The organism is Microbacterium sp. LS_15 (genome assembly GCF_041954735.1).
Taxonomy (GTDB): Bacteria; Actinomycetota; Actinomycetes; order Actinomycetales; family Microbacteriaceae; genus Microbacterium.
On record NZ_JAVAYD010000006.1, the window covers coordinates 34,694 to 57,454 of the forward strand.

General features: G+C 70.2%; 24 protein-coding genes. 14 read left to right on the forward strand and 10 right to left on the reverse strand.

The window, feature by feature from the left end; all coding sequences use genetic code 11:
* Positions 1-94: 94 nt before the first annotated feature.
* Positions 95-1,444 (reverse strand): alpha-L-fucosidase, encoded by a 1,350-nt coding sequence (locus tag RAC69_RS09455; RefSeq protein ID WP_375086600.1) that lies wholly within the window; start codon positions 1,442-1,444, stop codon positions 95-97.
* 82 nt (positions 1,445-1,526) lie between these two features.
* Here RAC69_RS09455 and RAC69_RS09460 point away from each other — a divergent pair, with 82 nt between their 5' ends.
* Genes RAC69_RS09460 through RAC69_RS09470 form a run of 3 tightly spaced genes read left to right on the forward strand, consistent with a single transcriptional unit; the run spans position 1,527 to position 4,753 of the window.
* Positions 1,527-2,855, forward strand: a complete 1,329-nt coding sequence (locus tag RAC69_RS09460; RefSeq protein WP_375086601.1) for an alpha-L-fucosidase — start codon at positions 1,527-1,529, stop codon at positions 2,853-2,855.
* Positions 2,856-2,872: 17 nt separating this feature from the next.
* The gene (locus tag RAC69_RS09465) at positions 2,873-3,202 is read left to right on the forward strand and encodes an L-rhamnose mutarotase (RefSeq protein ID WP_375086602.1); all 330 of its coding nucleotides are present in this window, start codon (positions 2,873-2,875) and stop codon (positions 3,200-3,202) included.
* Between the two features lie 45 nt (positions 3,203-3,247).
* On the forward strand, positions 3,248-4,753 hold the full coding sequence (locus tag RAC69_RS09470; RefSeq protein ID WP_375086603.1) for a hypothetical protein: 1,506 nt from the start codon (positions 3,248-3,250) through the stop codon (positions 4,751-4,753).
* Positions 4,754-4,780: 27 nt separating this feature from the next.
* On the opposite strand, the gene RAC69_RS09475 is transcribed toward RAC69_RS09470, so the two are convergent.
* Entirely contained in the window at positions 4,781-5,842 is a 1,062-nt protein-coding gene (locus RAC69_RS09475; RefSeq protein ID WP_375086604.1) for a LacI family DNA-binding transcriptional regulator, read from the reverse strand.
* Between the two features lie 60 nt (positions 5,843-5,902).
* Here RAC69_RS09475 and RAC69_RS09480 point away from each other — a divergent pair, with 60 nt between their 5' ends.
* The 3 genes from RAC69_RS09480 (at position 5,903) to RAC69_RS09490 (ending at position 8,720) form a co-directional block, all read left to right on the forward strand.
* Positions 5,903-7,138, forward strand: coding sequence for an MFS transporter (locus RAC69_RS09480; RefSeq protein WP_375086605.1), 1,236 nt, complete (start codon positions 5,903-5,905; stop codon positions 7,136-7,138).
* A 34-nt stretch (positions 7,139-7,172) separates the two neighbouring features.
* Complete coding sequence (gene nucS, locus RAC69_RS09485; protein WP_375086606.1) at positions 7,173-7,868, forward strand: endonuclease NucS; 696 nt, start codon at positions 7,173-7,175, stop codon at positions 7,866-7,868.
* 186 nt (positions 7,869-8,054) lie between these two features.
* A complete protein-coding gene (locus RAC69_RS09490; RefSeq protein ID WP_375086607.1) occupies positions 8,055-8,720 on the forward strand; it encodes an HAD hydrolase-like protein in 666 nt (221 codons plus the stop codon).
* Positions 8,721-8,811: 91 nt separating this feature from the next.
* Here the strand turns inward: RAC69_RS09490 and RAC69_RS09495 are convergent, their stop codons facing one another.
* Complete coding sequence (locus tag RAC69_RS09495; protein ID WP_067356903.1) at positions 8,812-9,018, reverse strand: cold-shock protein; 207 nt, start codon at positions 9,016-9,018, stop codon at positions 8,812-8,814.
* A gap of 555 nt (positions 9,019-9,573) precedes the next feature.
* Between RAC69_RS09495 and RAC69_RS09500 the strand changes: the two genes are divergently transcribed.
* Positions 9,574-10,392, forward strand: a complete 819-nt coding sequence (locus RAC69_RS09500; protein WP_375086608.1) for a shikimate 5-dehydrogenase — start codon at positions 9,574-9,576, stop codon at positions 10,390-10,392.
* A 6-nt stretch (positions 10,393-10,398) separates the two neighbouring features.
* Here RAC69_RS09500 and RAC69_RS09505 read toward each other — a convergent pair whose 3' ends face one another.
* Positions 10,399-11,589: an MFS transporter gene (locus RAC69_RS09505; RefSeq protein ID WP_375086609.1), complete on the reverse strand. Its 1,191-nt coding sequence runs from the start codon at positions 11,587-11,589 to the stop codon at positions 10,399-10,401.
* 129 nt (positions 11,590-11,718) lie between these two features.
* On the opposite strand from RAC69_RS09505, the gene RAC69_RS09510 reads away from it, so the two are divergent.
* Positions 11,719-12,168: a MarR family winged helix-turn-helix transcriptional regulator gene (locus RAC69_RS09510; protein ID WP_375086610.1), complete on the forward strand. Its 450-nt coding sequence runs from the start codon at positions 11,719-11,721 to the stop codon at positions 12,166-12,168.
* A 10-nt stretch (positions 12,169-12,178) separates the two neighbouring features.
* Positions 12,179-12,874 (forward strand): aspartate/glutamate racemase family protein, encoded by a 696-nt coding sequence (locus tag RAC69_RS09515; RefSeq protein ID WP_375086611.1) that lies wholly within the window; start codon positions 12,179-12,181, stop codon positions 12,872-12,874.
* Positions 12,875-12,884: 10 nt separating this feature from the next.
* Here the strand turns inward: RAC69_RS09515 and RAC69_RS09520 are convergent, their stop codons facing one another.
* The 3 genes from RAC69_RS09520 to RAC69_RS09530 form a co-directional block, all read right to left on the reverse strand.
* Positions 12,885-13,013 carry a hypothetical protein gene (locus RAC69_RS09520; RefSeq protein ID WP_375086612.1) on the reverse strand — a complete coding sequence of 43 codons (129 nt, stop codon included), beginning with the start codon at positions 13,011-13,013 and terminating at the stop codon, positions 12,885-12,887.
* Positions 13,010-14,197, reverse strand: coding sequence for an FAD-dependent oxidoreductase (locus tag RAC69_RS09525; protein ID WP_375086613.1), 1,188 nt, complete (start codon positions 14,195-14,197; stop codon positions 13,010-13,012). Before RAC69_RS09525 ends, RAC69_RS09520 begins: the two co-directional genes overlap by 4 nt.
* Before the next feature lie 98 nt (positions 14,198-14,295).
* Entirely contained in the window at positions 14,296-15,243 is a 948-nt protein-coding gene (locus RAC69_RS09530; protein ID WP_375086614.1) for a LacI family DNA-binding transcriptional regulator, read from the reverse strand.
* A gap of 172 nt (positions 15,244-15,415) precedes the next feature.
* On the opposite strand from RAC69_RS09530, the gene RAC69_RS09535 reads away from it, so the two are divergent.
* From RAC69_RS09535 to RAC69_RS09555, 5 genes are all read left to right on the forward strand, one after another.
* Positions 15,416-16,930 (forward strand): mannitol dehydrogenase family protein, encoded by a 1,515-nt coding sequence (locus RAC69_RS09535; protein ID WP_375086615.1) that lies wholly within the window; start codon positions 15,416-15,418, stop codon positions 16,928-16,930.
* On the forward strand, positions 16,927-17,931 hold the full coding sequence (locus tag RAC69_RS09540) for an L-idonate 5-dehydrogenase (protein ID WP_375086616.1): 1,005 nt from the start codon (positions 16,927-16,929) through the stop codon (positions 17,929-17,931). The genes RAC69_RS09535 and RAC69_RS09540 overlap by 4 nt, the downstream gene beginning before the upstream one ends.
* A 57-nt stretch (positions 17,932-17,988) precedes the next feature.
* Positions 17,989-19,380 carry an MFS transporter gene (locus tag RAC69_RS09545; protein WP_375086617.1) on the forward strand — a complete coding sequence of 464 codons (1,392 nt, stop codon included), beginning with the start codon at positions 17,989-17,991 and terminating at the stop codon, positions 19,378-19,380.
* Between the two features lie 82 nt (positions 19,381-19,462).
* Positions 19,463-20,689, forward strand: coding sequence for a D-mannonate dehydratase ManD (manD, locus tag RAC69_RS09550; protein WP_375086618.1), 1,227 nt, complete (start codon positions 19,463-19,465; stop codon positions 20,687-20,689).
* Positions 20,690-20,832: 143 nt separating this feature from the next.
* On the forward strand, positions 20,833-21,591 hold the full coding sequence (locus RAC69_RS09555; protein WP_375086619.1) for a Pr6Pr family membrane protein: 759 nt from the start codon (positions 20,833-20,835) through the stop codon (positions 21,589-21,591).
* A 75-nt stretch (positions 21,592-21,666) separates the two neighbouring features.
* Here RAC69_RS09555 and arr read toward each other — a convergent pair whose 3' ends face one another.
* The 3 genes from arr to RAC69_RS09570 are packed head-to-tail and all read right to left on the reverse strand — an operon-like array spanning position 21,667 to position 22,612.
* Positions 21,667-22,077, reverse strand: coding sequence for an NAD(+)--rifampin ADP-ribosyltransferase (gene arr / locus RAC69_RS09560; protein WP_375086620.1), 411 nt, complete (start codon positions 22,075-22,077; stop codon positions 21,667-21,669).
* Positions 22,078-22,124: 47 nt separating this feature from the next.
* Positions 22,125-22,382 carry a hypothetical protein gene (locus tag RAC69_RS09565; RefSeq protein WP_375086621.1) on the reverse strand — a complete coding sequence of 86 codons (258 nt, stop codon included), beginning with the start codon at positions 22,380-22,382 and terminating at the stop codon, positions 22,125-22,127.
* Positions 22,379-22,612, reverse strand: a complete 234-nt coding sequence (locus tag RAC69_RS09570; RefSeq protein WP_375086622.1) for a hypothetical protein — start codon at positions 22,610-22,612, stop codon at positions 22,379-22,381. Before RAC69_RS09570 ends, RAC69_RS09565 begins: the two co-directional genes overlap by 4 nt.
* Positions 22,613-22,761: the final 149 nt, after the last annotated feature.

Genomic DNA, 22,761 nt, shown 5'->3' on the forward strand with positions numbered 1-22,761 from the left:
TGGATGCATCATCGATGCGTGGGTGAGGGGTACCGCTCGGATGCGTCCGGCCTCGATCGGGGTGGAAGGGATCCGGACGCGGTCACGTCTGTGGTCAGGTCGTGGAGAAGTCGATGGCGACGACGTCGATCAGCGCGCCGCTGGGCTTCGGGGCGACGATGCGCAGCTCGCCCAGGTCGTCTCCGGCGGTCGAGGCCTCATGCACCTCGAAGCTCGCGTCGTGCTGCAGATCGAGCCCGTCGGCTAGGCGGTGCACGCGGGTGATCCGCCGCACCGGGAGTCCGCGCACGATGATCTCCTCGACCGGCAGCGCCGTGAGGTGCAGATAGAGGCGCCCGTCGCGTGCGGTCGTCGGTCCGTGGAAGTCGATGCCCTCGGTGGGGTCGACGCCGATCACGGACTCGGCGTGCGACGGCATCCAGTCGGCGAACTCCTGCAGCCGTTCCCGCTCGACCTCGGGGAGCGTGCCGTCGGGGCCTGGGCCGACGTTGAGCAGGAGGTTCCCGCCGCGCGCCACGACGTCGATGAGCGTCACGAGCAGCGAGCGCGCGGACTTCTCGTTGTCGGGTCCTCGCCGGTAGGCCCAGTGGTCGCCGATCGTGAGGCACAGCTCCCACGGTCCCGTCGGGGCGGTGAGGGGGAAGCCCTGCTCCGGGGTGCGGTAATCGCCCTGCCCTGGCAGCCGGTCGTTGATCACGACATCCGGCTGCAGCTCTTTGATGAGGCGCCGCAGCGCGGGGGCCGTCCATTCGACGGCCGAGCGCTCCCAGTCGCCGTCGAACCAGAGCAGGTCGATCGTGCCGTAGTTGCTCAGCAGCTCGCGCAGCTGCGCGCGGACGTACGCCAGGTAGCGGTCCCATTCCTCGGGGCTCGACCGGCGGTGGCGGTCGGTCGCGTCCGGTGTGTCCGCGAACTCGGGGAGTCCGGCGGCCGGCCAGTGCTCGAGCTTGTACGGCAGGTCCTCGTCGCGGAAGGCCGGGTAATCGGGGTGGTTCCAGTCGGGGAGGCTGTAGTAGATCCCGACGCGGAGGCCCTCCGCGCGCACCGCGTCCACGAACTCGCGGGTGATGTCGCGGTGGAAGGGTCCGTGCTCGACGCCGAAGTCCGACTGCTCGGTGAAGAACATGTTGTAGCCCGCGTGGTGCCGCGCGGTGAAGACGACGTAGGTGGCGCCCGCCTCACGCGCCCGGCGGGCGAGGTCCGCGGCGTCCCACTCGGTCGGGTCGAACGTCGGCGCGGTCGCCTGATACTCGGCGACCGTGACGCGGTCCTCCACGGCATCCCGGCCGGGGATGATGGAGCGTCCGACGAGCGGCCAAGAGATCTCGATGCCCTGCTGGGACGCCTGATCCCAGTGCACGAAGAGCCCGAGGCCCGCTCCACTGAACCACTCGCCGCCGGGGATGCGGTCGGTCGGTCGTCGGAAGACTGCGGCGTCTGTCATGACTCTCCTCGTCGAGATCACAATTTCCTATAGGATACTTGATAGGCAATATATCCCACATCGGAGTGAAGGAGAAGCGCCGATGGCCATGTTCGACGAGGACGCCGTCCGACCCGCCGAGTACCGCCGGTTCGAGCGACCACTGCCGGAGTGGTTTCGCGGTGCCGGCCTCGGCATCTTCGTGCACTGGGGGCCGTATTCGGTACCGGCCTGGGCCGAGCCGACGGGCGAGCTCGGTGCCGTGTCACGCGAGGAGTGGTACACCCACAACCCGTACGCGGAGTGGTACGCCAACACCATCCGCATCGAGGGATCGCCGGCGCGTGCGCATCACGAGGCCGCGCACGGAGGCGCCCCGTACGACGACTTCCTCGACCAGTGGCGCGCCGAGGACTTCGACCCGGACGAGGTGCTCGCCGTCGTCGCCGCGACCGGCGCGCGCTACTTCATCCCCACGACCAAGCACCACGACGGCGTCACACTGTGGGACGCACCGGGCACGGAGGGCCGCAACACCGTGGCACGCGGACCCCGTCGCGACCTGATCGGCGCCTTCGCCGACGCCACTCGACGAGCCGGCCTGCGCTTCGGCGTCTACTACTCGGGCGGCCTCGACTGGCACTTCTCCGACCTGCCGCCCATCGACCACGACGGCGCCCCGGCCCCGGACGACCTCCCCTATGCGGAATACGCCCACGACCATCTCGTCGACCTGGTCGAGCGGTACCGTCCCGACATCCTGTGGGGCGACATCCGCTGGCCGGATGCCGGCATCGCCCCCGGCCCGAAGAGTCTCGCGCACGCGTTCGACGTCTTCTACGACGCGGCCCAGGACGGAGTGGTCAACGACCGCTGGGGGGAGTCGCACTGGGACTTCCGCACGAGCGAGTACGTGCACGGCACGGCCGTCGAGGTGGGCGAGGCATGGGAGAACACCCGCGGCATCGGCCTCTCCTTCGGCCACAACCGCAACGAGGCGTCCGAGCACCTGCTGTCGGCGGACGATGCCGTGCGGCTGCTCGTCGACGTCGTGTCGCGCGGCGGGAACCTGCTGCTGAACATCGGCCTCGACGCGGCGGGGCGCATCCCCGACCTCCAGCGACAGACTCTCGACGGCATCGCGGCTTGGACCGCGCGCCACGGCCACGCCGTCTTCAACGCCCGGCCGGTCGACCGGTTCGCCCCCTCCGACGGGCCCTGGCTGCGCTGGACCCGCTCGGGCGACGCCGTGCACGCCGTCGTCGACGCGCGGGGACCGATCCGCCTTCCCGACCCTGCCGGGCTGCTCGACGAGAAGACCGCGCAGATCACCGGCACGCCGGTCTCCGCGACCAGGGTCGGGGATGCCATCCTGGTCGAGACGACGGAGGCCGAGGGCCCCGTCGCGATCTCCTTCCGGGTCCGCACCTGACGAAAGGCCACCACAGCATGCGCATCGCCCTGCACTCCGAGATCCGCGACGGCGCGGTCGACGACTACCGCACGAACCACGAGCGGATCCCCGACGACCTCGCCGCGACGTTCGCGCGCATCGGCATCCACGACTGGACGATCTGGCGCTCCGGGCATCGCCTGTTCCACCTCGTCGAGTGCGACGATTGGGATGCCGCGGTCGCGGCTCTCGCCGAGGACCCCGCCGACCACGCGTGGCAGGCCGACATCGGCCGCTTCGTCGAGCTGTTCCGCGATGCCGACGGCGCCGAGGGCACCGCACCCCTCGAGCAGGTGTGGGACTTCGCAGCGCAGCGCGACGCCTGACCGGGCCGCCGCGGCCCCCGGACGATCGCGTGGCAGAGTAGGCCCGTGACGCGGACGTGGGTGCGGGAACTGACGGGATGGATGCTGGCCGCTGCCGTCGCGCTGGTCACCGCGGCCGTCGTGGCGTCGTCTCCCCGCGCCGAGCTGCTCTTCCGCGACGGTGACTCGCTCATCGTCGCTCTCCTGTCCCGGTCGGTCCTCAGCGGCGAGACGCTGGACTGGGCGATGTCGAGTGTGCTCTTCCTCCCCGAGACGGCCCTGTTCTCGGGTCTCCGCGTGCTGCTTCCGCTCGGGGTCGACGGCCTGTTCGCGGTGAGCGCGGTCGTCGGCATCCTCGCTCTGTATGGAGCGATCCGCCTCGTGGCCGGTCGCGCCGACGAGGGCCGCGCTCCCGTGGGCTGGTCCGTCGTCGCGGTCGCCGTGGTCGGCCTGCTGGCGACGACCGAGACGTCGGCGTCGCGTGACGCGCTCGAGCTCGCGTCCCTGCAGCTCACGACCACGTACTACTCGGCCACCGTCGTGGCCGTGGTGCTGTCGATCGGCCTCGCCCGCCGGGTGCTCGACGGCAGCCGGCGCGTCGTCCCGCTCGGACTGTCGCTCGGCGCAGTTGCTGCCCTCTCGACCCTGACGAACCCGCTGTACGCCGCGTGGTTCACGGCGCCGTTCGCCCTGCTGTCCCTCACGTTCGTGGTGCGTCGGGCGCTGCGCGTGCTCGCCCTTGGCCTCCTCTCCGCCGCGGTGACCGGTACCGGGCTGGGGCTCCTCCTGCGCATTCCGTTCGCGGCATGGATCGCGAACACCGGCGCCGGATACGCGCAGCCGTCGCTGTGGAGGGAGTCGATCGGGTACTACGGCGACCTCGCGGCGCAGCGTCTCGAGTCGCCGCTCGGCGTTCTCGCTCTGCTCGTCGGGGTCGCGCTGCTGGCGGTCGGCGTGCTCCGCAGCATCCGGGCCGACGGACCCTCCTCGCGGATGGTCGCCCTCGCGTCGTGGGTCTTCCCGCTCGCGGTCGTCGTCGGCGCGATCGCTCTCGGCACTCACGCCGGCCGGTATCTCCAGCCGATCGTCTTCCTGCCGGCGCTCGCGCTCGTGGCGTCTCCGCGCACCCTCCGACTCCCGACCGCGGTGCGCCGAACGGTCGCCGTCGTGGCCGCGGTGGTCGCGCTCGTCCTCGGGGCCGTGAGCGTCCCGCGGCTGGCGACCGCCGCGTCCGAGGCCTCGGGCGACCCCGACCTGGCGTGCGTCACCGACTGGGTCGACGCGTCGGGTCGCACGGGTGCCGGGCAGTTCTGGACCGCCCGGCTGCCGAAGCTGCACCTCGACGACCCGGCTCGGCTCGTGCAGGTCGACCACCGCCTGAACGGCTACGCCTGGCTCGTGAACCGCGAGGACTTCGGAGTGGGCGAGGTCACCTTCCTGCTCGAGGACGCGCAGTCGGTGCCGTGGGAGCTGCCGACGTCGGCGGTGCCGGACGAGGTCGTGGACTGCGGTCGCTGGTCGATCCTCGACTTCGCCTCGACGCCTCTTCCGCTCGGCCCCGCGCACTCCTGAGCCTCGGCAGAATGGCGCGTCCGGCGCTCAGCGGCGCGGCGCGGCTGTCGTGGTCCCCGCTCGGAAGCGGCACGTCAGGTGCAGCGACACCCCGGGCTCGCTCCGCAGCATGCGCGCGACCTGTTCGCCTGCGGCGCGGCCCTTCTCGACCGCGGGCTGCACGCTCGTCGTCAGCACGAGGTCGCCGAGTCCGTCGGCGTCGATCCCGTCGAAGCCCGCGACCGACAGGTCCTCGGGTACCCGGAGCCCGAGCTCCGCGGCCGCACGGATGACCCCGACGGCCAGCAGGTCGCTCTGCGCCAGAATCGCTGTCGGCCGAGAGTCCGCGTCCTCCAACAGCATCCGCCCGACCAGCAGTCCCTCGTCGATGAGGCTGCCGGAGGCCGAGATGGCCGGGGCGTCGGGGAAGATCTCCCGCATACCGGCGAGGCGGTCGACCGTGACGTCGACGGTGGCCGCGGCGACGCGCTCCGCCGTGACGGTCCCGCGCACGCGGTCCCGGTCGAGCGGCAGGGTGACGAGGGCCACGTCGCGATGCCCGAGCTCGAAGAGGTGCCGTGCGACGTCGGCCGCGGCTGCCTGGTTGTCGAGGGTGACGCGCGGGATGCCGTCGCCCGCGTCACCCTCGATCACGACGACCGGGAGACCCCGCCCGCGGACCACGTCGAGCGAGGCGCGCGTGCGCCCAGAGCACCCGATGAGCACGACGGCGTCGACCGGTGCGCTCGCGAGGGGAGACCCGTCATCGCCCGGCTCGTCGCGCATGAGCAGGATGCCGGCGCTCAGCTCGGCGAGGCCGTCGGTGAGGCCGTCCATCATCGCCGTCGTGACGGGGTCGAGGAACGCCGCGCGCAGGTGCCCTTCGAGCACGACCGCGACGATGCCGCTCCGTCCTCGGCGCAGGGAGGCGGCTCGCGGATCCGGTCCGGCGTAGCCGAGCTCCGCCGCCGCGGCGAGGACCCTCTCCCTGGTCGCCGGGGCGACGTTGGCCTTGCCGCTGAAGACGACGGATGCCGTGGAGGTCGCGACCCCCGCCTCGCGCGCGACATCCGCGATGGTCGCGCGACGCGGAGTTTCGGGACTGGTCATACTCCGAGGATAACCCGCCGCGGGTAGGCGGGATCGAATCGATTCGATAGGCTGTCCCCCATGCAGCACGTCCTCTCCCGGCCGCAGTACGTCCGATGGCGGGCCGCGGTCTTCGCGATCTTCTTCATCAGCGGACTCTCGGTCGCCACCTGGGCCTCCCGGGTGCCCGACATCAAGGTCGCTCTCGAGATCGACAAAGCGCAGGTGGGCATGCTGCTGCTGGGCGCGGGCATCGCCTCGATCGTCGGCATCTCATCGGGTCCCGCTGTCATGGCGCGCACCGGCGCCCGACACGGGATGCTGATCGCGATCGCCACATTCGCCTCCGGCGTCACGCTGATCGGCGTCGGCACGAACGTATTCGGCTCCTATCCGATCGTGCTCCTCGGGCTCGCGCTGTTCGGCCTCGGCAACGGCAGCATCGACGTGATGATGAACGTCGAGGCGACGGCGATCGAGCAGTACGCGAAGAAGACGATCCTTCCGCTGTTCCATGCCTTCTTCAGCTTCGGCACCGTGGTCGGCGCTGGAGCGGGCGCCCTTGCGGCGCAGCTGCGCATCGATGTGTTCGGCCACACCCTCACCACGGCGGTCCTCATCGCGGCGATCGGCCTCGCGAGCATCCTCAATGTCCCGGCCCGCGCGGAGGCGCTCGACCCCACGGAGAACGCCGTCGGGAAGCCCCGATGGCGGGAGCGGGTGCACGTGGCCCTCGCCGCCTGGCGCGAACCGCGCACGTACGCGATCGGCGTCGTGATGCTGGGGATGTCGTTCGCGGAGGGCGGCGCGAACGACTGGCTCGCGCTCGGCGTCGCGGAGGACCACGGCGGCGGCACGGCGCTCGGCGCGGCGGCCCTCGCGACCTTCTCCGTCGCGATGACCGCCGTCCGGATCTTCGGCGGCCCGCTCGTCGACCGCTTCGGTCGCGTCATCGTGCTGCGCATCCTCGCGCTCACCGCCGCCTCCGGCATCCTGCTCTTCATCCTCGCCCCTTCACTGCCGCTCGTGTTCCTCGGCGCCGCGCTGTGGGGCGTCGGCGCCTCGCTCGGGTTCCCGCTGGGCATGTCGGCCGCGGCCGACGATCCGGCCAAGGCCGCGGCGCGCGTGAGCGCGGCGGCGACCATCGGCTACATCTCGTTCCTGGGCGGCCCTCCCGTGCTCGGATTCATCAGCGAGCACATCGGACTCCTCAACACGCTGTTCATCCTCGCGGGACTCGCCGTGCTCTCCGGCCTCTTCTCGGGAGCCGCCCGCCCGCTGCGCGAAGACGAGAAGACGCCCGTCGCGACGCACTGACATCGACCACCCTCGATGCGGTTAGGCTCGTCGGGTGCGTCTCGTCATCGCCCGCTGCTCCGTCGACTACACCGGGCGGCTCAATGCCCATCTCCCTCTCGCCACACGTCTGCTCGTGCACAAGGGAGACGGCAGTCTGCTCGTGCACTCGGACGGCGGCAGCTACAAGCCCCTGAACTGGATGAGCCCTCCCTGCTCGCTCTCCACCGAGGTTCCGGGCGAAGAGGAGTCCAGCGCCGGCGTCACCCAGGTCTGGCGCGTCACCCACAAGAAGACCGGCGACGCCCTGCGCGTGCAGATCTACGAGGTCATCCACGACTCGAACCACGATCTCGGCATCGACCCAGGCCTGCAGAAGGACGGCGTCGAGGCCGACCTGCAGCGTCTGCTGGCCGAGCAGGTGGATCGGATCGCCGACGGCGCGACGCTCGTGCGCCGCGAGTACCCCACCGCGATCGGCCCGGTCGACCTCTTGGTGCGGGATGCCGAGGGTGTCGCCATCGCCGTGGAGGTCAAGCGCCGCGGTGACATCGACGGCGTCGAGCAGCTGACGCGCTACCTCGACCTGCTCCGCCGGGACCCTCACCTGTCACCCGTGCAGGGAGTGTTCGCCGCACAGGAGATCAAGCCGCAGGCGCGTGTGCTCGCCGAAGACCGCGGCATCCGCTGCCTCGTCCTCGACTACGACGACATGAAGGGCATCGAGTCCGGCATCCCCCGGCTCTTCTGACGTCAGCGCGAGGTGACGATCCGCGGTCGGGGCCCTTCGAGTCGGGCGACCGCGACCTTCACCTCGTGAGCTCATGCTCCGCGCCGGTGGGGAACCGCCCGCAGGCACACACGAACGCGACGATCACCGTGGATGGGCCCAGCCGGACGGATTCTGTGCAGGACGACTGCCCATAGGCTGGAAGGCATGCCTCTCTCCCCCTACTCCTGCGTGCTGTGGGACGTCGACGGCACCATCGTCGACGCCTCCGTCGGCATCCTCCGTCGACTGAACGTGGCGCTCACGCACTTCGGCCGCCCCGCGCCCACGCGCGAGGAGCTGATCCACTGGATCGGCCCGCCCATGTTCGACTCGTTCCAGGCCCAGGCGGGGATGACGCCCGAGCAGGCGACCGAGGCCGTATCCTTCTACCGGGCGCTCGGCAAGGCCGACGGCTACACGACCGACATCGCCACCTACGCGGGTGTCCCGGAGATCCTCCGCGACGTGCATGCCGCAGGCATCCCGCAGGCGACCGCCAGTTCGAAACCCGAGATGCAGGTCGACGCCATCGTCGACTTCCTCGAACTGCGCCCGTACTTCCTGACGACGGTCGGCGCCACGCCTGACGAGGCCACCCTCGCGACCAAGACCGATATCGTGGCCGAAGCCCTGCGCCGATTGGCCACGCTCGGCGTCGACATCTCACGGCCGGTGCTCATCGGCGACCGCCATCACGACGTCGACGGGGGCGCGGCGAACGACGTGCCCGTGATCTTCGTCGACTGGGGCTTCAGCGATCCCCACGAGGGCGACGACGCTGCGTTCCGCGTCTCCACGGCCGACGATCTGCGCGCTCTGCTGCTCGGCTGAGGCCGTGCAGGACCGGTGAAAGCACAGAACTCCCCGCCGGATGCCGCGCTCGTTGCGGCACCCGGTCAGGGAGTTCTGTAGGTCGCCCGCCTCAGAGAGGACGGATGTTCTCGGCCTGCAGGCCCTTGGGGCCCTGCGCGACGTCGAACTCGACTCGCTGGTTTTCCTCCAGCGAGCGGTAGCCGGAAGACTGGATGGCGGAGTAGTGCGCGAAAACGTCAGCGCCGCCGTCGTCGGGGGAGATGAAGCCGAAGCCCTTCTCCGAGTTGAACCACTTGACCGTGCCCTGGGTGCTCATTTACTGCCTGTTCTGCTGGGAAAAGAAGCCGACGCAGGATGCACCGACGTGGTCCACGCTAGTGGAGCACCGCCAGAGCGGAAGTCCCGGTGTCAGCCCGTAACCCAAATGTTGCATGAGCGACCTCTCGCCGTCACAACACCGTGGCGGCCGTCGAGCGCCATCGGCCCGAAAAATGGTGTGGCCCTCACCGCGGGGGGAGCGATGAGGGCCGAAGACGACCGGAGGGTGCGTCAGATACAACCCTAACCCCTCCGAGGGGGTTTTGTCCCCCAAATGGGGGACAAAAGACGAAAATCGTGGAAAGCCACAACGAGAGCGGCCCCCTCGAGCGGCCCATTGGGGACTGAGCGACTCGAGGGGGCCCAATCGCATGCACGGATCGCCTCTGCCTCTGGGGAAGGCAGCCCGTCATCTGGGGTAGACGGAGCGATCAATCCCCTGTGCATGCACCTTCACCATAAACGAGGAAACACGATCGCGCCATGGGGCTGCCGCCGTGTCGCGGGAGCGTTCCCGCGAGAGCCCCGACCGGCCCTTGGGTAGCCTGATCCGGTGACCATGCTGAACAAGGACATGACCCTCTGCATCTCGCTGTCGGCGCGGCCGAGCAACAACGGCACCCGCTTCCACAACTTCCTCTACGAGGAGCTCGGGCTCAACTGGATCTACAAGGCGTTCGCCCCGACCGACCTCGGCCAGGCGATCGCGGGGGTGCGAGGTCTCGGCATCCGGGGCTGCGCGGTGTCGATGCCCTACAAGGAGGACGTGATCGCGCTCGTGGATCGCATGGACGCCTCCGCGTCGGCCATCGACTCGGTGAACACGATCGTCAACGACGACGGCGTGCTGACGGCCCACAACACCGACTACAGCGCGATCGCGCAGCTCATCGAGCGCGGCGGCCTCGACCGTGCATCGTCGGTGCTGCTGCGCGGATCCGGAGGGATGGCGAAGGCCACCGCCGCCGCGTTCCGCGATGCCGGCTTCACCGAGGTGACCATCGCGGCCCGCAACGAGGAGCGGGGTCGCGGCCTCGCCGACCTCTACGGCTTCGCCTGGACCCCGGACGCCGCCGGCGTCACCGCCGAGGTCATCGTGAACATCACCCCGATCGGCATGGCCGGCGGCGCCGAAGCGCAGTCCCTGGCCTTCGACGCGGAGCAGATCGCCGCAGCTTCCGTGGTGTTCGACGTCGTGGCCCTCCCCGCCGAGACGCCGCTGATCCGGGCGGCTCGTGCGGCGGGGAAGACCGTCATCACGGGCGCCGAGGTCGCGACGCTTCAGGCGCTCGAGCAGTTCGTGCTCTACACCGGCATCCGTCCGACGAGCGAGCAGGTACGCGCGGCCGAGGAGTTCATGCGCGCGCAGTGACGCGGGTCAGGCGACGACGGTTCGCAGCGCGCCCGTCGCCGCCGAGGCGGGGCGCCGCCGGGCGAGAACGCTCGCGACGACCATCACCACGAGAGCGGATGCCGTGATCGCGGCGCCGATCCAGATGGGCGAGGTGTAGCCGAGACCGGCGGAGATGCCGAGTCCGCCCGCCCAGGCTCCGAGCGCGTTGCCGATGTTGAACGCGCCGATGTTCGCACCCGAGGCGAGCGTCGGAGCGCCGCCCGCGTACTGCATGACGCGGCTCTGCAGTCCGGGCACCGTGCCGAAACCGAACACCCCCATCACCACGAGCAGACCGATCGTCGCAGGCTGCGACCACGCCAGCATCCCGAAGAGCACGAGGATCACGGCGAGCGCCGCGATGAACCAGAGCAGCGTGCGGTCGATCGCCCGGTCCGCGAGGCGGCCGCCCACCCAGTTCCCGACCACGAGCCCGGCCCCGAAAAGAACCAGCAGCCACGGCACGGCCGACGCCGCGAATCCCGTGACGCCGGTGAGCGTGTACGCGATGTAGGTGAAGGCGCCGAACATGCCTCCGAAGGCGAGGGCGGTCACGACGAGCGAGAGCCAGACCTGGCCGGAGGCGAACGCGCTGAGCTCGTTCCGCAGGCTCACGGGTGCGTCCGAGGAGCGCGGCGCCGAGACGAGCAGAGCGATGCCGAGGAACGCGACCACGCCGATCGCGGAGATCGCCCAGAACGTCGCGCGCCATCCGAACTGCTGGCCGATGAACGTGCCGAACGGTACCCCGAGTACGTTGGCCGCGGTGAGACCCGTGAACATGATCGCGATCGCGCCGGCCTTCTTCGCCGGGGCGACGAGGCTCGACGCGACGACGGAGCCGATGCCAAAGAACGCACCGTGGCAGAGAGCGGCGACGATGCGGCCGATCATGGCCGTGGAGTAGTCGGGCGCGATCGCGGTCAGGGCGTTGCCCGCGATGAAGAGTACGACGAGGCCGAGCAGTACGGCCTTGCGCGGCAGACGCGTGGTCGCGGCGGTGAGCCCGAGCGCCCCGACCACGACGCTCAGCGCATAGCCCGAGATGAGCCAGCCCGCCGTGGCCTCGGTGACCCCGAAGTCGACGGCCACCTCCGGCAGCAAGCCCATGATGACGAACTCGGTGAGTCCGATTCCGAATGCGCCGATGGCGAGTGCGATGAGTCCGAGTGGCATGGGTCTGCTCCGTGGTCCTCTGCTAAAGTAGTTGCAGACGCGGGATATTGCGTCCGACGAGCAATCATTGCATACGCAACTAGTCGGCGCAAGCAACTACCTGCGTCGGCAACGACTCAGGAGGTCATCATGGGCATCTCGGACGACGCCGTCGAGATCCGCGCGCGCGGCTGGCGCACGCTCGCCGCGCTCCACGGGCTGATCGACGCCGAGCTCGAACGGGCGCTCGGCGAGGCCGTCGGGCTCTCGGTCGTGGAGTACACCGTGCTCGACGCGCTCAGCCGCCAGGACGGCTGGCACATGCGGATGCAGCAGCTCGCCCGCGCGACGGCCCTGAGCCCCAGCGCCACGACACGTCTCGTCACACGGCTCGAAGACCGCGGCCTGCTCACGCGCATCCTCTGCGCCGACGACCGTCGCGGCATCTACACCGAGCTCACGTCCGCCGGACAGGCGCTCTACGAGAAGGCGCATCCGATCCATGACGACGCCCTCGAACGCACCCTGGGCGACGCGGTGACGCAGCCAGAACTCGCCCCGGTCGTGCATGCGCTGCAGAGCGCCGCGGTCGGCGTCTGAGGGGAAGCGAATGCAGACGATCGGCGTTCTCGGCGGCATGAGCTGGGAGTCCTCGCTGGAGTGGTATCGGCTCGCGAACGAGCGGGTGCGCGAGCGCCTGGGCGGCCATCACTCCGCGAGGATCGTGCTCGACTCGGTCGACTTCGCCGAGATCGAGGCGATGCAGGCGAGAGGCGACTGGGACGCCGCGGGCGATCTCCTCGCCGACCGGGCTCGCGCCCTCGAGAGCGCCGGCGCGGAGCTGCTCGTGCTCTGCACCAACACCATGCACCTCGTCGCGGAGCGGATCGAGGACGCCGTCGGCATCCCGTTCCTGCACATCGCCGACGTCGCGGCCGAGGCGGTGACCCGTGCGGGCCTGTCGACGGTCGGCTTGCTCGGAACGGCCTTCACGATGGAGCAGCCGTTCTATCGCGAGCGGCTCGCGGCGCACGGCATCCGCACCCTCGTCCCCGACGCCGACGACCGTCGCGCGGTGCACGCGATCATCTACGACGAGCTCGTGCAGGGCGAGATCCGCGAGGAATCGCGACAGCGGTACCGCGAGGTCGTCGGCCGTCTCGTGGCGGAGGGCGCCGAGGGCATCATCCTCGGGTGCACCGAGATCGAGCTGCTGGTGTCCGCCGACGACTCTCCCGTGCCCGTGTTCCCCACCACCGCCCTGCACGTCGAGGTCGCGGTCGATCGGGCCCTCGGCGACATCTGACCTGAGTCGGTCACTCGCCGACGTAGAGCAGCTCCCCGGATCCCTCTCCCTCCCTGGCTTCGAGGTGCGCGGTGATCACCGCCTGCGCATCGGACTCCTGCGGTGTGCCGACATTCGACGGTGTGCGCTGCTCGGTCATGCTCTCCCCCTGAGGATCAGATTCCAGTACACCCACGGCAGGACCCATCTGTCCATGAGATAGGTGAAGCGGCGTTCGCGATAGAGCGTCCGCCACCTCGGTATCGAGGGCTGCAACCGCCCGAGTCGATCGAATTCCGCGAACACCGCGGTGCGAGCGGTGACCGTGAAGGGCGTCTCGCTGTACCCGTCGTAGCTCCGCCTCCTGTGGGGTCGCGTGAGCGCATCGGCGATCACCTTCGCCTGCTTGCGGATGGCACCGCCGGAGCGGACGGGCGTCACCGAGGCCACGTCGCCCAGCGCCCAGATGTCCTCCCACCGTCGATGCCGGAGCGTCTCGCGATCGACGTCGACGAATCCGTCGTTCCCCTGCAGGCCGCTCTCCGCGATCCATGCGGCAGCCGCCTGCGGGGGCGCCGCGTGCAGCACGTCGTACCCGATCGTGGTCTTCTGCCCGCCGACGACGACATCCAGCTCTGACGCGTGCGACCGCACGTCGACGACCTCCGCGTCGTAGATCGTCTCGACGCCGTAAGCGTCGAGACTGCGATGCAGCTCCGATGCGACCTCTCCGATGGAGAAGGGCGCCGACTCGGGAGTGACGAAGACCACACGGATTCGGTCGAGCACCCCGCGCCGCCGCCATCGGTCGCAGGCGAGGTACAGGGGCTTCTGCGCGACTCCGGCGCAGGACGCCGGTTCCGCCGCCTGGGTGAAGACGACCGTGCCCGAGTCGAGCTCCCGGAGCGCGCGCGAGGCCGCATCCGCCAGATCGAGGGTGTAGTTCGACACCACGGCTGCGCCGGTCGACGCCTCCTGCAGCCCGGGGATCGCGTCCCACCGCTGCTCGATGCCCGCAGCGATGATCAGCTGACCGTAGGCGATGCGCCGGCCGGACGACAGTTCTACGGACTTCTCGCCCGGGCGCACCGACACGACGCGTTCCGGAACCCAGACGACCCCGCGGGGCGTGACATCCGCCTGCGGGCGGACGACCTCGCGTCTGTCGGCGACACCGCCCGCGATATGGGATTGCAGCGGTGCGTAGACGTGCTCCCGACGCGGCTCGATGATCGTCACATCGGCGACGCCCCGCCGACGCAGGCGTGCAGCGATCGAGACGCCCGCGTTGCCCCCGCCGATGACGACGACCGGACCGAGTGAGGGCGACGCGGATCTCTTCATGATCCCGAGCATCCTGCAGGGAACGGATCTGCGCCAGGCTCTTGCATCTCGGGCGCACATCCTCTTCCGGCGGCAGTGCGAGCCCGAGATGGAATACGTCAGTGGGTCGGCGGGGCGGCCGTCGACGCCCGGACGATGAGCTGCGACGCGAGCGGGGCGAGGTCGCCGACCGGACCCCCGGCGAGGATCTGCAGCAGCAGATCGACGGCGACGGTGCCGCTGCGATCGATCGGCATCCGGACCGTGGTGAGGGCGGGCGTCACGGCACCGGCCAGATCGATGTCGTCGATGCCGACGATGCTGACGTCGGTCGGGCAGCGGCGGCCGAGCTCCAGCATCCCCGCCTCCAGGCCCAATGCGACGAGGTCGTTGTAGGCGACGACGGCCGTGGCTCCGCTCGCGGCCGCGGGGGCCGCCGCCGCGCGACCACCCTGGATGGACGCTGCCTGGTGGCTGAGGAGGGTGAGGCGGATGCCGTGGCGCTCGCACGCACGGGCGACGGTGTCGGCGCGGCGCACGTCGGCCCAGGATCCGCGGGGGCCCGACGCGTAGGCGATATGGGTGTGCCCGAGGGCGGCGAGGTGCTCGATCGCCTGCGCGGGGCCGTGCTCGGCATCCATCACGATGCAGGGCGCGCCGTCGATCTGCCGGTTGACCACGACGTAGGGGGTGTCGCCGACCAGCGCGAGCACGTCCTCGTCGGGCAGACGCGGCGAGCAGAGCAGCATCCCGTCGAGCTTGCGGGCCTGCTCGATCTGCTCGCGTTCCCGGCGCAGGTCCTCGTCGGCGTCGAACACGACGATGCGGTGCCTGCCGTGCCAGGCCTGACCCTGGATCGCCTTGAGCAGGGTGCCGTAGACGGGGTTCGCGACGTCGGGCAGGATCACGCCGAACGTGCGCGTGGCGGTGACCGCCGACTGCGGAGTGGCGTAGCCGAGCTCGGTGGCCGCTTCGAGCACGCGGCCGAGGGTTCCGGGGGCGAGTCTGTCCGGCTCTCCGAACGCGCGCGACGCCGTCGCGATGGACACGCCCGCATGGCGTGCCACGTCCGTCAATGTCGCTGCCACGAGCACCCTCCGTCTTTCGTGCAATCCTACGATCCCACCCGCGCATGTAAACCTGCTTGACAAGTTTGTACAACTCATACACACTCGTTTACATGACGATCACCGCCGATCACCCGCAGTGGTGCGCGGCCCACAGCGAAGGAGCCAGCGCGTGAACGACCTCGCATCGGCCCTGAGCCGCACTGCTCGCATCTCGACCACCGCGCCGGCAGCCCCCGCCCGCGCCGGGATCCTGCACCTCGGACTCGGAAGCTTCCACCGCGCGCACCAAGCGGTCTACACCGCCGCGGCCCTGCAGGCTGAGGGCGGCGACTGGGGGATCGTGGGCGTCGCCTCGCGCTCCCGCGGCATCGTCGACGCGCTGCACGCACAGGACATGCTGTACTCCGTCGCCACGATCTCGCCCGACACGACATCGCTCTCGATCCCCGGCGCGCACACCGACGCGTTCGTCGGCGGCGAGCAGCCCGAGCGCGTCGTCGCGCAGATCGCCGACCCCGGCATCCGCATCGTCACCCTCACGGTGACCGAGAACGGGTACAGCTACTCGGCCGCCACCCAGCGCCTCGACCTCGACGACGAGACCGTCCGGGCCGATCTCCGCGGAGGCGCTCCGCGGTCGACCATCGGACAGCTGGCGCGGGGCCTGCAGGCCAGGGCGGCCACCGGTGGCGCGCCGATCTCCATCCTGAGCTGCGACAACCTCGCGGCCAACGGCAAGCACACCGAGAAACTCGTGCGCGAGTTCCTCCAGGAGCTCCCCGACCCCGAGGGCGCGGAGGCGCTGGCCTTCCTCGACCGGGCCGTCACCTTCCCGTCGAGCATGGTCGACCGCATCGTCCCGGCGACCACCGGCGAGCTGCGCACGCGCGTGAGCACACTGCTCGGCGCGCGCGACGACATCCCGGTGCCGGCCGAGCCGTTCTCGATGTGGGCGATCGAGGACTCCTTCGCCGGCGGCCGACCGGCATGGCAGGCAGGCGGCGCCGTCTTCACCGACGAGGTCGCCCGCTACGAGCAGATGAAGGTGCGCCTGCTCAACGGCACGCATTCGCTCATCGCCTACCTCGGAGCGCTGAGCGGCGTCGCCACGATCCCCGCCGCGATCGGCCTCGACGGCATCGAGCACGCGGCGCGCGCCGTGCTCCGCGACGAGTACGAGCCGTCGATCGAGGTGCCGTCGGGCGTCGACATCCGCGCCTACGAGACCGAGCTCTTCGAGCGCTGGGCGAACACCGCACTCGGCCACCGCACGAGCCAGGTCGGAACCGACGGATCGGTCAAGCTGCGCCAACGCATCCCCGAGCCGGCGCTCCTGTCGCTGTCGCGCGGCGAGATGCCGCACCTCATCGCACTCACCGTCGCCGGCTACCTGTCGTGCATCGCCCCGCTGCCCGGATTCGACCCGGGTCTGCACGCCGCCGCGATGACGGATGCCGCGCGCGAGCGCCTCGCCTCCCTCGCCGCCACCGCGCGGGACGGCCGCGAGCTCGCCCGCCGCGTGATCGCCGAGCTGCATCTGTTCGGAGCCGAGCTCGGAGAGCAGGATGCTTTCATCGAGCGCGTGGGCGACCTCACCGACACCATCCGGCGCCAGGGCGTCGACGCCGCCATCGCGGACGCCGGCGACGCCTCGCGCACCCCCACGAAGGAGATGCAGCCATGAAGGCTCTCGCCATCCACGGCAAGGAAGACATCCGCTGGGAGGACCGGGAGGTCCCGACCCCCGGCGACGGCGAGGTGCGCCTCCGCGTGAACTACGTCGGCATCTGCGGATCCGACCTGCACTACTACTTCCATGGCGCGAACGGCGAGTACACGATTCGCGAGCCCCTGACGCCCGGGCACGAGCTCTCCGGCGTCGTCGACCTCGACCCGTCCGGCCGTCTCGCCCCCGGCACCCCCGTGACCGTGCACCCGGCCCGGTACGGCGCCTCCGTCCCGGGGCTCGAGGACCGCCCGCACCTCCGCGCGGGAGGCGACTACCTGGGCAGCGCGGCAGCAGACCCGCACCGGCAGGGCGGGGCATCCGAGCTGCTGATCGTCGAGGACCACATGGTCCGCGTCCTCCCCCAGGGCCTGCCGTTGGAGCGCGCCGCCCTCGCGGAGCCGCTGGCCGTCGCGATCCACGCGGTGAGCCTCGCCGACGGCATCCGGGGCAAGCGCGTGCTCGTGATCGGTTCCGGACCCATCGGCCTGCTCGTGGTCGCCGCCGCCGTGCACGCCGGCGCCTCGACCGTCGGCGCGAGCGACGTGCGCGAGGAGCCCCTCGCGCGAGCGCAGGCCCTCGGCGCCACCGAGGTCGCCCTCGTCGGCCGCGACACGATCGACGACGAGTCCTATGACGTCGTGTTCGAGTGCTCGGGAGTCGGCGTCGCTCTGACGCAGGCCGTGCGCGCGGCTCGCCGCGCCGGCACCGTCGTGCAGGTCGGCATGCTCGCGAACACCGAGATCGGTGTGAACCTCGCCCCGATGCTCGCCAAGGAGCTGACGATCCGCGGCGCCTTCCGCTTCTCCTCCGAGATCGACGACGCGGTCGCACTGCTGGCCGAGTCCGACGCCCTCGACTCCGTCATCTCCCACGTCCTCCCGGCATCCGACGCCGTCCAGGCCTTCGAGCTCGCCCGCGACTCGTCGGCCTCGGCCAAGGTCCTACTGGCCCTGTAGTCACCCCTCGCGCTACCCGCGCACACCACCCGTTCCTGGTCCGAAGGAGTACCTCCCATGTCAGAACAGCAGACGACGGCGACAGCCGTCGACCCCGCCGAGAAGAGGTCCGTCAAGGACCTCGTGCGCGCCGCCATCTCCGGCTGGCTCGGCACGGCACTCGAGTTCATGGACTACCAGCTCTACTCGCTGGCAGCCGCGCTCGTCTTCGCCGACCTCTTCTTCTCCTCCGAAAACCCCGCCGTGGCCGTCGTCGCCGCGATGGCCACCTACGGCGTCGGCTACGTCGCCCGCCCGGTCGGCGCGTTCTTCTTCGCCCGCATGGGCGACAAGACCGGCCGCACGAAGGTCCTGTTCTACACGATCCTCCTGATGGGCCTCGCGACGACACTGATCGGCGTACTGCCGACCTACTCGCAGGTGGGCGTGCTCGCTCCGATCCTGCTCGTGGTGCTGCGCATCGCCCAGGGCTTCGGCGCCGGCGCGGAGATCTCCGGCGCGGGCGTCATGCTCGCGGAGTACGCGCCGGCCAAGCGCCGCGGCATCATCGCCTCGCTCGTCGCGCTGGGCACGAACTGCGGAACCCTGCTCGCCTCCGGCATCTGGGCCATCCTCCTCGTCGTGTACAGCGAGAACGAGGTCATCGAGTGGGCGTGGCGCATCCCGTTCCTCGCCAGCGCCGTCATCATGCTGTTCGCGATCTGGGTGCGCTTCAACCTCAAGGAGACCCCGGTCTTCGAGGAGCGCGACGACGTCATCGACGGCAAGGCCCTGTCGCGCGAGGAGACGATCCAGCTCGCCACCGAGACCAACGACATCCGCACGCTCGAGGCGATGCAGCGCAAGCCCATCAAGGCGTTCGTCATTGCGCTGCTGCTGCGCTTCGGCCAGGCGGGTAACTCGGGCATGATCCAGACGTACCTCATCAGCTACATCACCGTCGTGCTGCTGCTCGACAAGAGCATCGGCGTCAACGCGGTCATCGTGTCGTCGCTCGTGGCGTTCATCACGGTGCCCCTCTCGGGCTGGCTCGGCGACCGCTTCGGCCGCAAGCGCATGTACATGGTGTGGGCCGTCATCGCCCTGATCGTGATCGTGCCGACCATGCTCATGATCAGCAGCAAGGACACGCTGCAGGTGTTCGTCGGCTACGTCGTGCTCCACAACCTCGCCGTCATGAGCTTCGCCTCGCTCGAGAACCTCACGCTCCCCGAGATCTTCGGCGCCCGCAACCGGTACACGTACACGGCCATGGCCCGCGAGATCGCCGCGATCGTCGCGACCGGCGCCGGCCCCGTCATCGCCGCGGCCTGGGTGTCGGCCGTCACCGGCTCGTTCATCCCGATCATCATCATGCTCGCGTTCTTCACGCTCTGCGCGCTCGTGGCGTCGATCATCATGCCCGAGGTGGCCGGTCGCGACCTGACCGACCCGCGCGACGCGGTCTGACCGGACCCGATCCCCACGACCGGGGCGCGGCCGACCCGAGCGGCCGCGCCCCACCACCCTTTTCGACACGCAGGAGAAGACCATGGCCATCGAGCTCGTCGACGTCATCATCACCAGCCCAGGGCGCAACTTCGTCACGCTCAAGATCACGACCTCCGACGGCGTCGTCGGCTGGGGCGACGCGACCCTCAACGGCCGAGAGCTCGCCGTGGCCTCCTACCTCTCCGACCACGTCGCGTCGACGCTCATCGGCCGCGACGAGGACCGCATCGAGGACACCTGGCAGTATCTCTACCGCGGACCGTACTGGCGCCGGGGCCCCGTGACGATGGCCGCGATCGCCGCCGTCGACATGGCGCTGTGGGACATCAAGGCCAAGAAGGCCGGGATGCCGTTGTACCAGCTGCTCGGCGGTGCGAGCCGCGAGGGCGTCCGCGTCTACGCGCACGCCTCCGGCACCGACTACGAGGCGCTCAAGAACGCCATCGCGGGGTACGAGGAGCTCGGCTACACCGCGGTCCGCGTGCAGACGGGCGTTCCCGGTCTCGGCCAGATCTACGGCGTCTCCAACGCCGGCCCCGGCGTGCGCTACGACTACGAGCCCGCCAAGCGCTCGGGCGACCGCCCCAGCGAGGAGACCTGGGACACGCGCAACTATCTCAACCACATGCCGGGCATCTTCTCGCGCATCCGCGAGGACTTCGGCTCCGACCTGCGCATCCTGCACGACGGCCACCACCGCATGTCGCCGATCGAGGCCGCGCGCTTCGCGAAGGACATCGAGCCGTACGACCTGTTCTGGCTCGAGGACTGCACGCCCGGTGAGGACCAGACGGCACTGCGTCTCGTGCGCCAGCACTCCACGACGCCGCTCGCGATCGGCGAGGTCTTCAACTCGGTCTTCGACTACCAGACCCTCATCACCGAGCGGCTCATCGACTACGTCCGCTCGGCGGTCACGCACACCGGCGGCATCACGGCCATGAAGAAGCTGCTCGACTTCGCCGCGATCTACGGCATCAAGTCCGGCATCCACGGCCCGACCGACATCTCGCCCGTCGGCATGGCGGCGGCCCTGCACCTCGATCTCGCGATCCACAACTTCGGCATCCAGGAGTACATGCCGCACAACGAGCAGACGCTCGAGGTCTTCCAGACGTCGTTCACGTTCGACAAAGGCTTCCTGCACCCCGGCGAGACGCCCGGTCTGGGCGTCGATCTCGACGAGGAGGCCGCAGCCGGCCACGAGTACGCCAAGGCCTACCTGCCGGTGAACCGCCTGCTCGACGGGACCGTGCACGACTGGTGAGCCTCCGCGCCGCACGTTCTGCCTGCGGCCATGAGCGTCTTCTGCGGCCACCGCGCGTGCCCGTGGCCGCAGAAGATGACGATGGCCGCGGGATCGACGCGGCGGCGGAGCAGACGACCCGCGAAGGCGCGTAGCCTCGAAGCATGTCGAAAGCCGTGACGAGTCCCCCCGCGGCATCCGACCTCCCGACCGTCGAGCCGGTGCCGTCGCTCGTCGCCCGCGCCGCGGTCACCGTGCGGCCATTGGCGCTCGCGTACCGCCTCATCGCGCTCGTGGTGATCGGGACCGGGATCGCCCGCAACGCGGGCATCGTCGACGGCGCCCTCGACCTCACGACCGTGCTCTACTACACGATGGTCAGCAACCTCATCTGCCTGGGATGGATGCTGCTGCTCGTCGTCCGCACGATCGCCGACCTGCGCCGCGAGGGCGCGCGAGGTACATCGACGCCCAGCGCCCGCGGGAGCGGTGCGGTCATGATGGCGATCACGGTCACGATGCTCATCTACCTGGTGGTGCTCGTGCCGACCCGGTTCGCCGCGGGAGATGCCGACGTCTTCTCCCTCACCGACAACCTCATCCACATCGTCACGCCGGTGCTGCTGATCCTCGACTGGCTGCTGTTCGTGCCGAAGGGCGCGTTCCGCTGGATCGACCCCGTGCTCTGGGTGCTGATCCCCTACGCCTACCTCGCGTGGGCGTTCGTCTACGGCGCTCTCGGTGGAGAGTTCGTACCGGGCCAGCGCTACCCGTACCCGTTCATGGACGTCGACGCGCTGGGCATCCCCGGCGTCACGCAGTGGATCATCGCGTTGTCGGTCGCCCTCATCGCCGTGGGCTTTGTGTTCGTCGTGCTCGACCGTGCACTCTCTGCTCTCGCCCGCCGCGCCGCGGTCCGTTGAGCGAGCGGCGCCCTCCCCGGCGCGGCGAGCGAGCGGAGCGAGAGGAAACGCGCCACCCGCCGCGGAACGCCGTCCTCAGTTGATGATCTCGGCCCGTGGGTCGGAGTGCAGGGCGGAGAGCTTCTCGCGCCAGTCGGCGAGCGCTTCCGGTGTGAGACGGGTCCAGTCGTGCACCTCGCGCACGACGCGCAGCGGATCGGCGCTGCGGTACGACCGGGTCGGGTTGCCGGGGAACTTCTTGTCGGTCACGTTCGGGTCGTTCTCGAACGCTCCGACGGGCTCGACCTCGTACACGCGCGGTTCCCGGTCGCCGGGCGCGAGTTCCGCCGCGAGGCCCGCGCCGTCGCGCAACGCCGTGAAGTAGATGTGGTTCATCACGATCTCGGGCCGGTAGTTCGACCGGAACCCCGCAGTGAGGAGGTCGCCCGGCTTCAGGTCGGCCTTCGTGCCGTGGAAGAACGGACCGTCATCGAGTGCGTCTGTCACCCGCACAGCCTACGACTGCGCGGGTGACGACGAGAAGGCCCGAGACCTCACTCGCCGGAGCGGCGCGTGCCGATCCCCGGCTCGTCGTTGTGGATGGACTCGTCCTTGACCTCGCCCTTCGAGGCCGGGTCGACGCCGACCGCGCCGGCAGCACCGGAGTCGGCGCCCGCACCGCCCGCCGGCACATCGCCCACGGCATCCGGGTCGTCTCCCCCGCGATCGTCGAGCATCTCGACGATGCGGTCCTTCGCGTCGGGTTCGGCTGCGGCATCCGGCGCGTGGGCGGCGCGGTCTGCGCCGCTCACTCGGCGACTCGCAGGTCGTCGGGGGCATCGCCGCTGTGCTGCGAGCCCTCGTCCTCGGGGGCCAGGTCGCCCTGTCCGTCCTCGCCGATCACGGCCTCGAGCGGCTCGTCGCCCTGGGTCTCCGGCTGCTCGGTGTCGGTCGGGAAGGTGCCGTCGGTCGGGTCGCTCGACTCCGGCACGCCCGGCATCTCCGGCTCGAAGCTGTTCGCGAATGCGTCGATGTTCGTCATGGAGTCCTCCTGTGTGGGTGGCGGACGTCCATGGTCGCGCGGATCCCGGGAGAGCGCAGGGCGGTTGACAGCATCCCCCGGTTCCGCGATCATCCCCGCCTCGCCTCCGTCCGAACCCCGGCGTAGGCTTCTCCCACACGACGACGCCC

Bases quoted from the DNA above. Each gene is read 5' to 3' on its own strand.
- RAC69_RS09455 (WP_375086600.1), bottom strand. From the start codon at position 1,444: ATGACAGACGCCGCAGTCTTCCGACGACCGACCGACCGCATCCCCGGC.
- RAC69_RS09460 (WP_375086601.1), top strand. From the start codon at position 1,527: ATGGCCATGTTCGACGAGGACGCCGTCCGACCCGCCGAGTACCGCCGG.
- RAC69_RS09465 (WP_375086602.1), top strand. From the start codon at position 2,873: ATGCGCATCGCCCTGCACTCCGAGATCCGCGACGGCGCGGTCGACGAC.
- RAC69_RS09475 (WP_375086604.1), bottom strand. From the start codon at position 5,842: ATGACCAGTCCCGAAACTCCGCGTCGCGCGACCATCGCGGATGTCGCG.
- RAC69_RS09480 (WP_375086605.1), top strand. From the start codon at position 5,903: ATGCAGCACGTCCTCTCCCGGCCGCAGTACGTCCGATGGCGGGCCGCG.
- RAC69_RS09490 (WP_375086607.1), top strand. From the start codon at position 8,055: ATGCCTCTCTCCCCCTACTCCTGCGTGCTGTGGGACGTCGACGGCACC.
- RAC69_RS09495 (WP_067356903.1), bottom strand. From the start codon at position 9,018: ATGAGCACCCAGGGCACGGTCAAGTGGTTCAACTCGGAGAAGGGCTTC.
- RAC69_RS09505 (WP_375086609.1), bottom strand. From the start codon at position 11,589: ATGCCACTCGGACTCATCGCACTCGCCATCGGCGCATTCGGAATCGGA.
- RAC69_RS09510 (WP_375086610.1), top strand. From the start codon at position 11,719: ATGGGCATCTCGGACGACGCCGTCGAGATCCGCGCGCGCGGCTGGCGC.
- RAC69_RS09515 (WP_375086611.1), top strand. From the start codon at position 12,179: ATGCAGACGATCGGCGTTCTCGGCGGCATGAGCTGGGAGTCCTCGCTG.
- RAC69_RS09520 (WP_375086612.1), bottom strand. From the start codon at position 13,013: ATGACCGAGCAGCGCACACCGTCGAATGTCGGCACACCGCAGGAGTCC.
- RAC69_RS09525 (WP_375086613.1), bottom strand. From the start codon at position 14,197: ATGAAGAGATCCGCGTCGCCCTCACTCGGTCCGGTCGTCGTCATCGGC.
- RAC69_RS09540 (WP_375086616.1), top strand. From the start codon at position 16,927: ATGAAGGCTCTCGCCATCCACGGCAAGGAAGACATCCGCTGGGAGGAC.
- RAC69_RS09545 (WP_375086617.1), top strand. From the start codon at position 17,989: ATGTCAGAACAGCAGACGACGGCGACAGCCGTCGACCCCGCCGAGAAG.
- manD (WP_375086618.1), top strand. From the start codon at position 19,463: ATGGCCATCGAGCTCGTCGACGTCATCATCACCAGCCCAGGGCGCAAC.
- RAC69_RS09555 (WP_375086619.1), top strand. From the start codon at position 20,833: ATGTCGAAAGCCGTGACGAGTCCCCCCGCGGCATCCGACCTCCCGACC.
- RAC69_RS09570 (WP_375086622.1), bottom strand. From the start codon at position 22,612: ATGACGAACATCGACGCATTCGCGAACAGCTTCGAGCCGGAGATGCCG.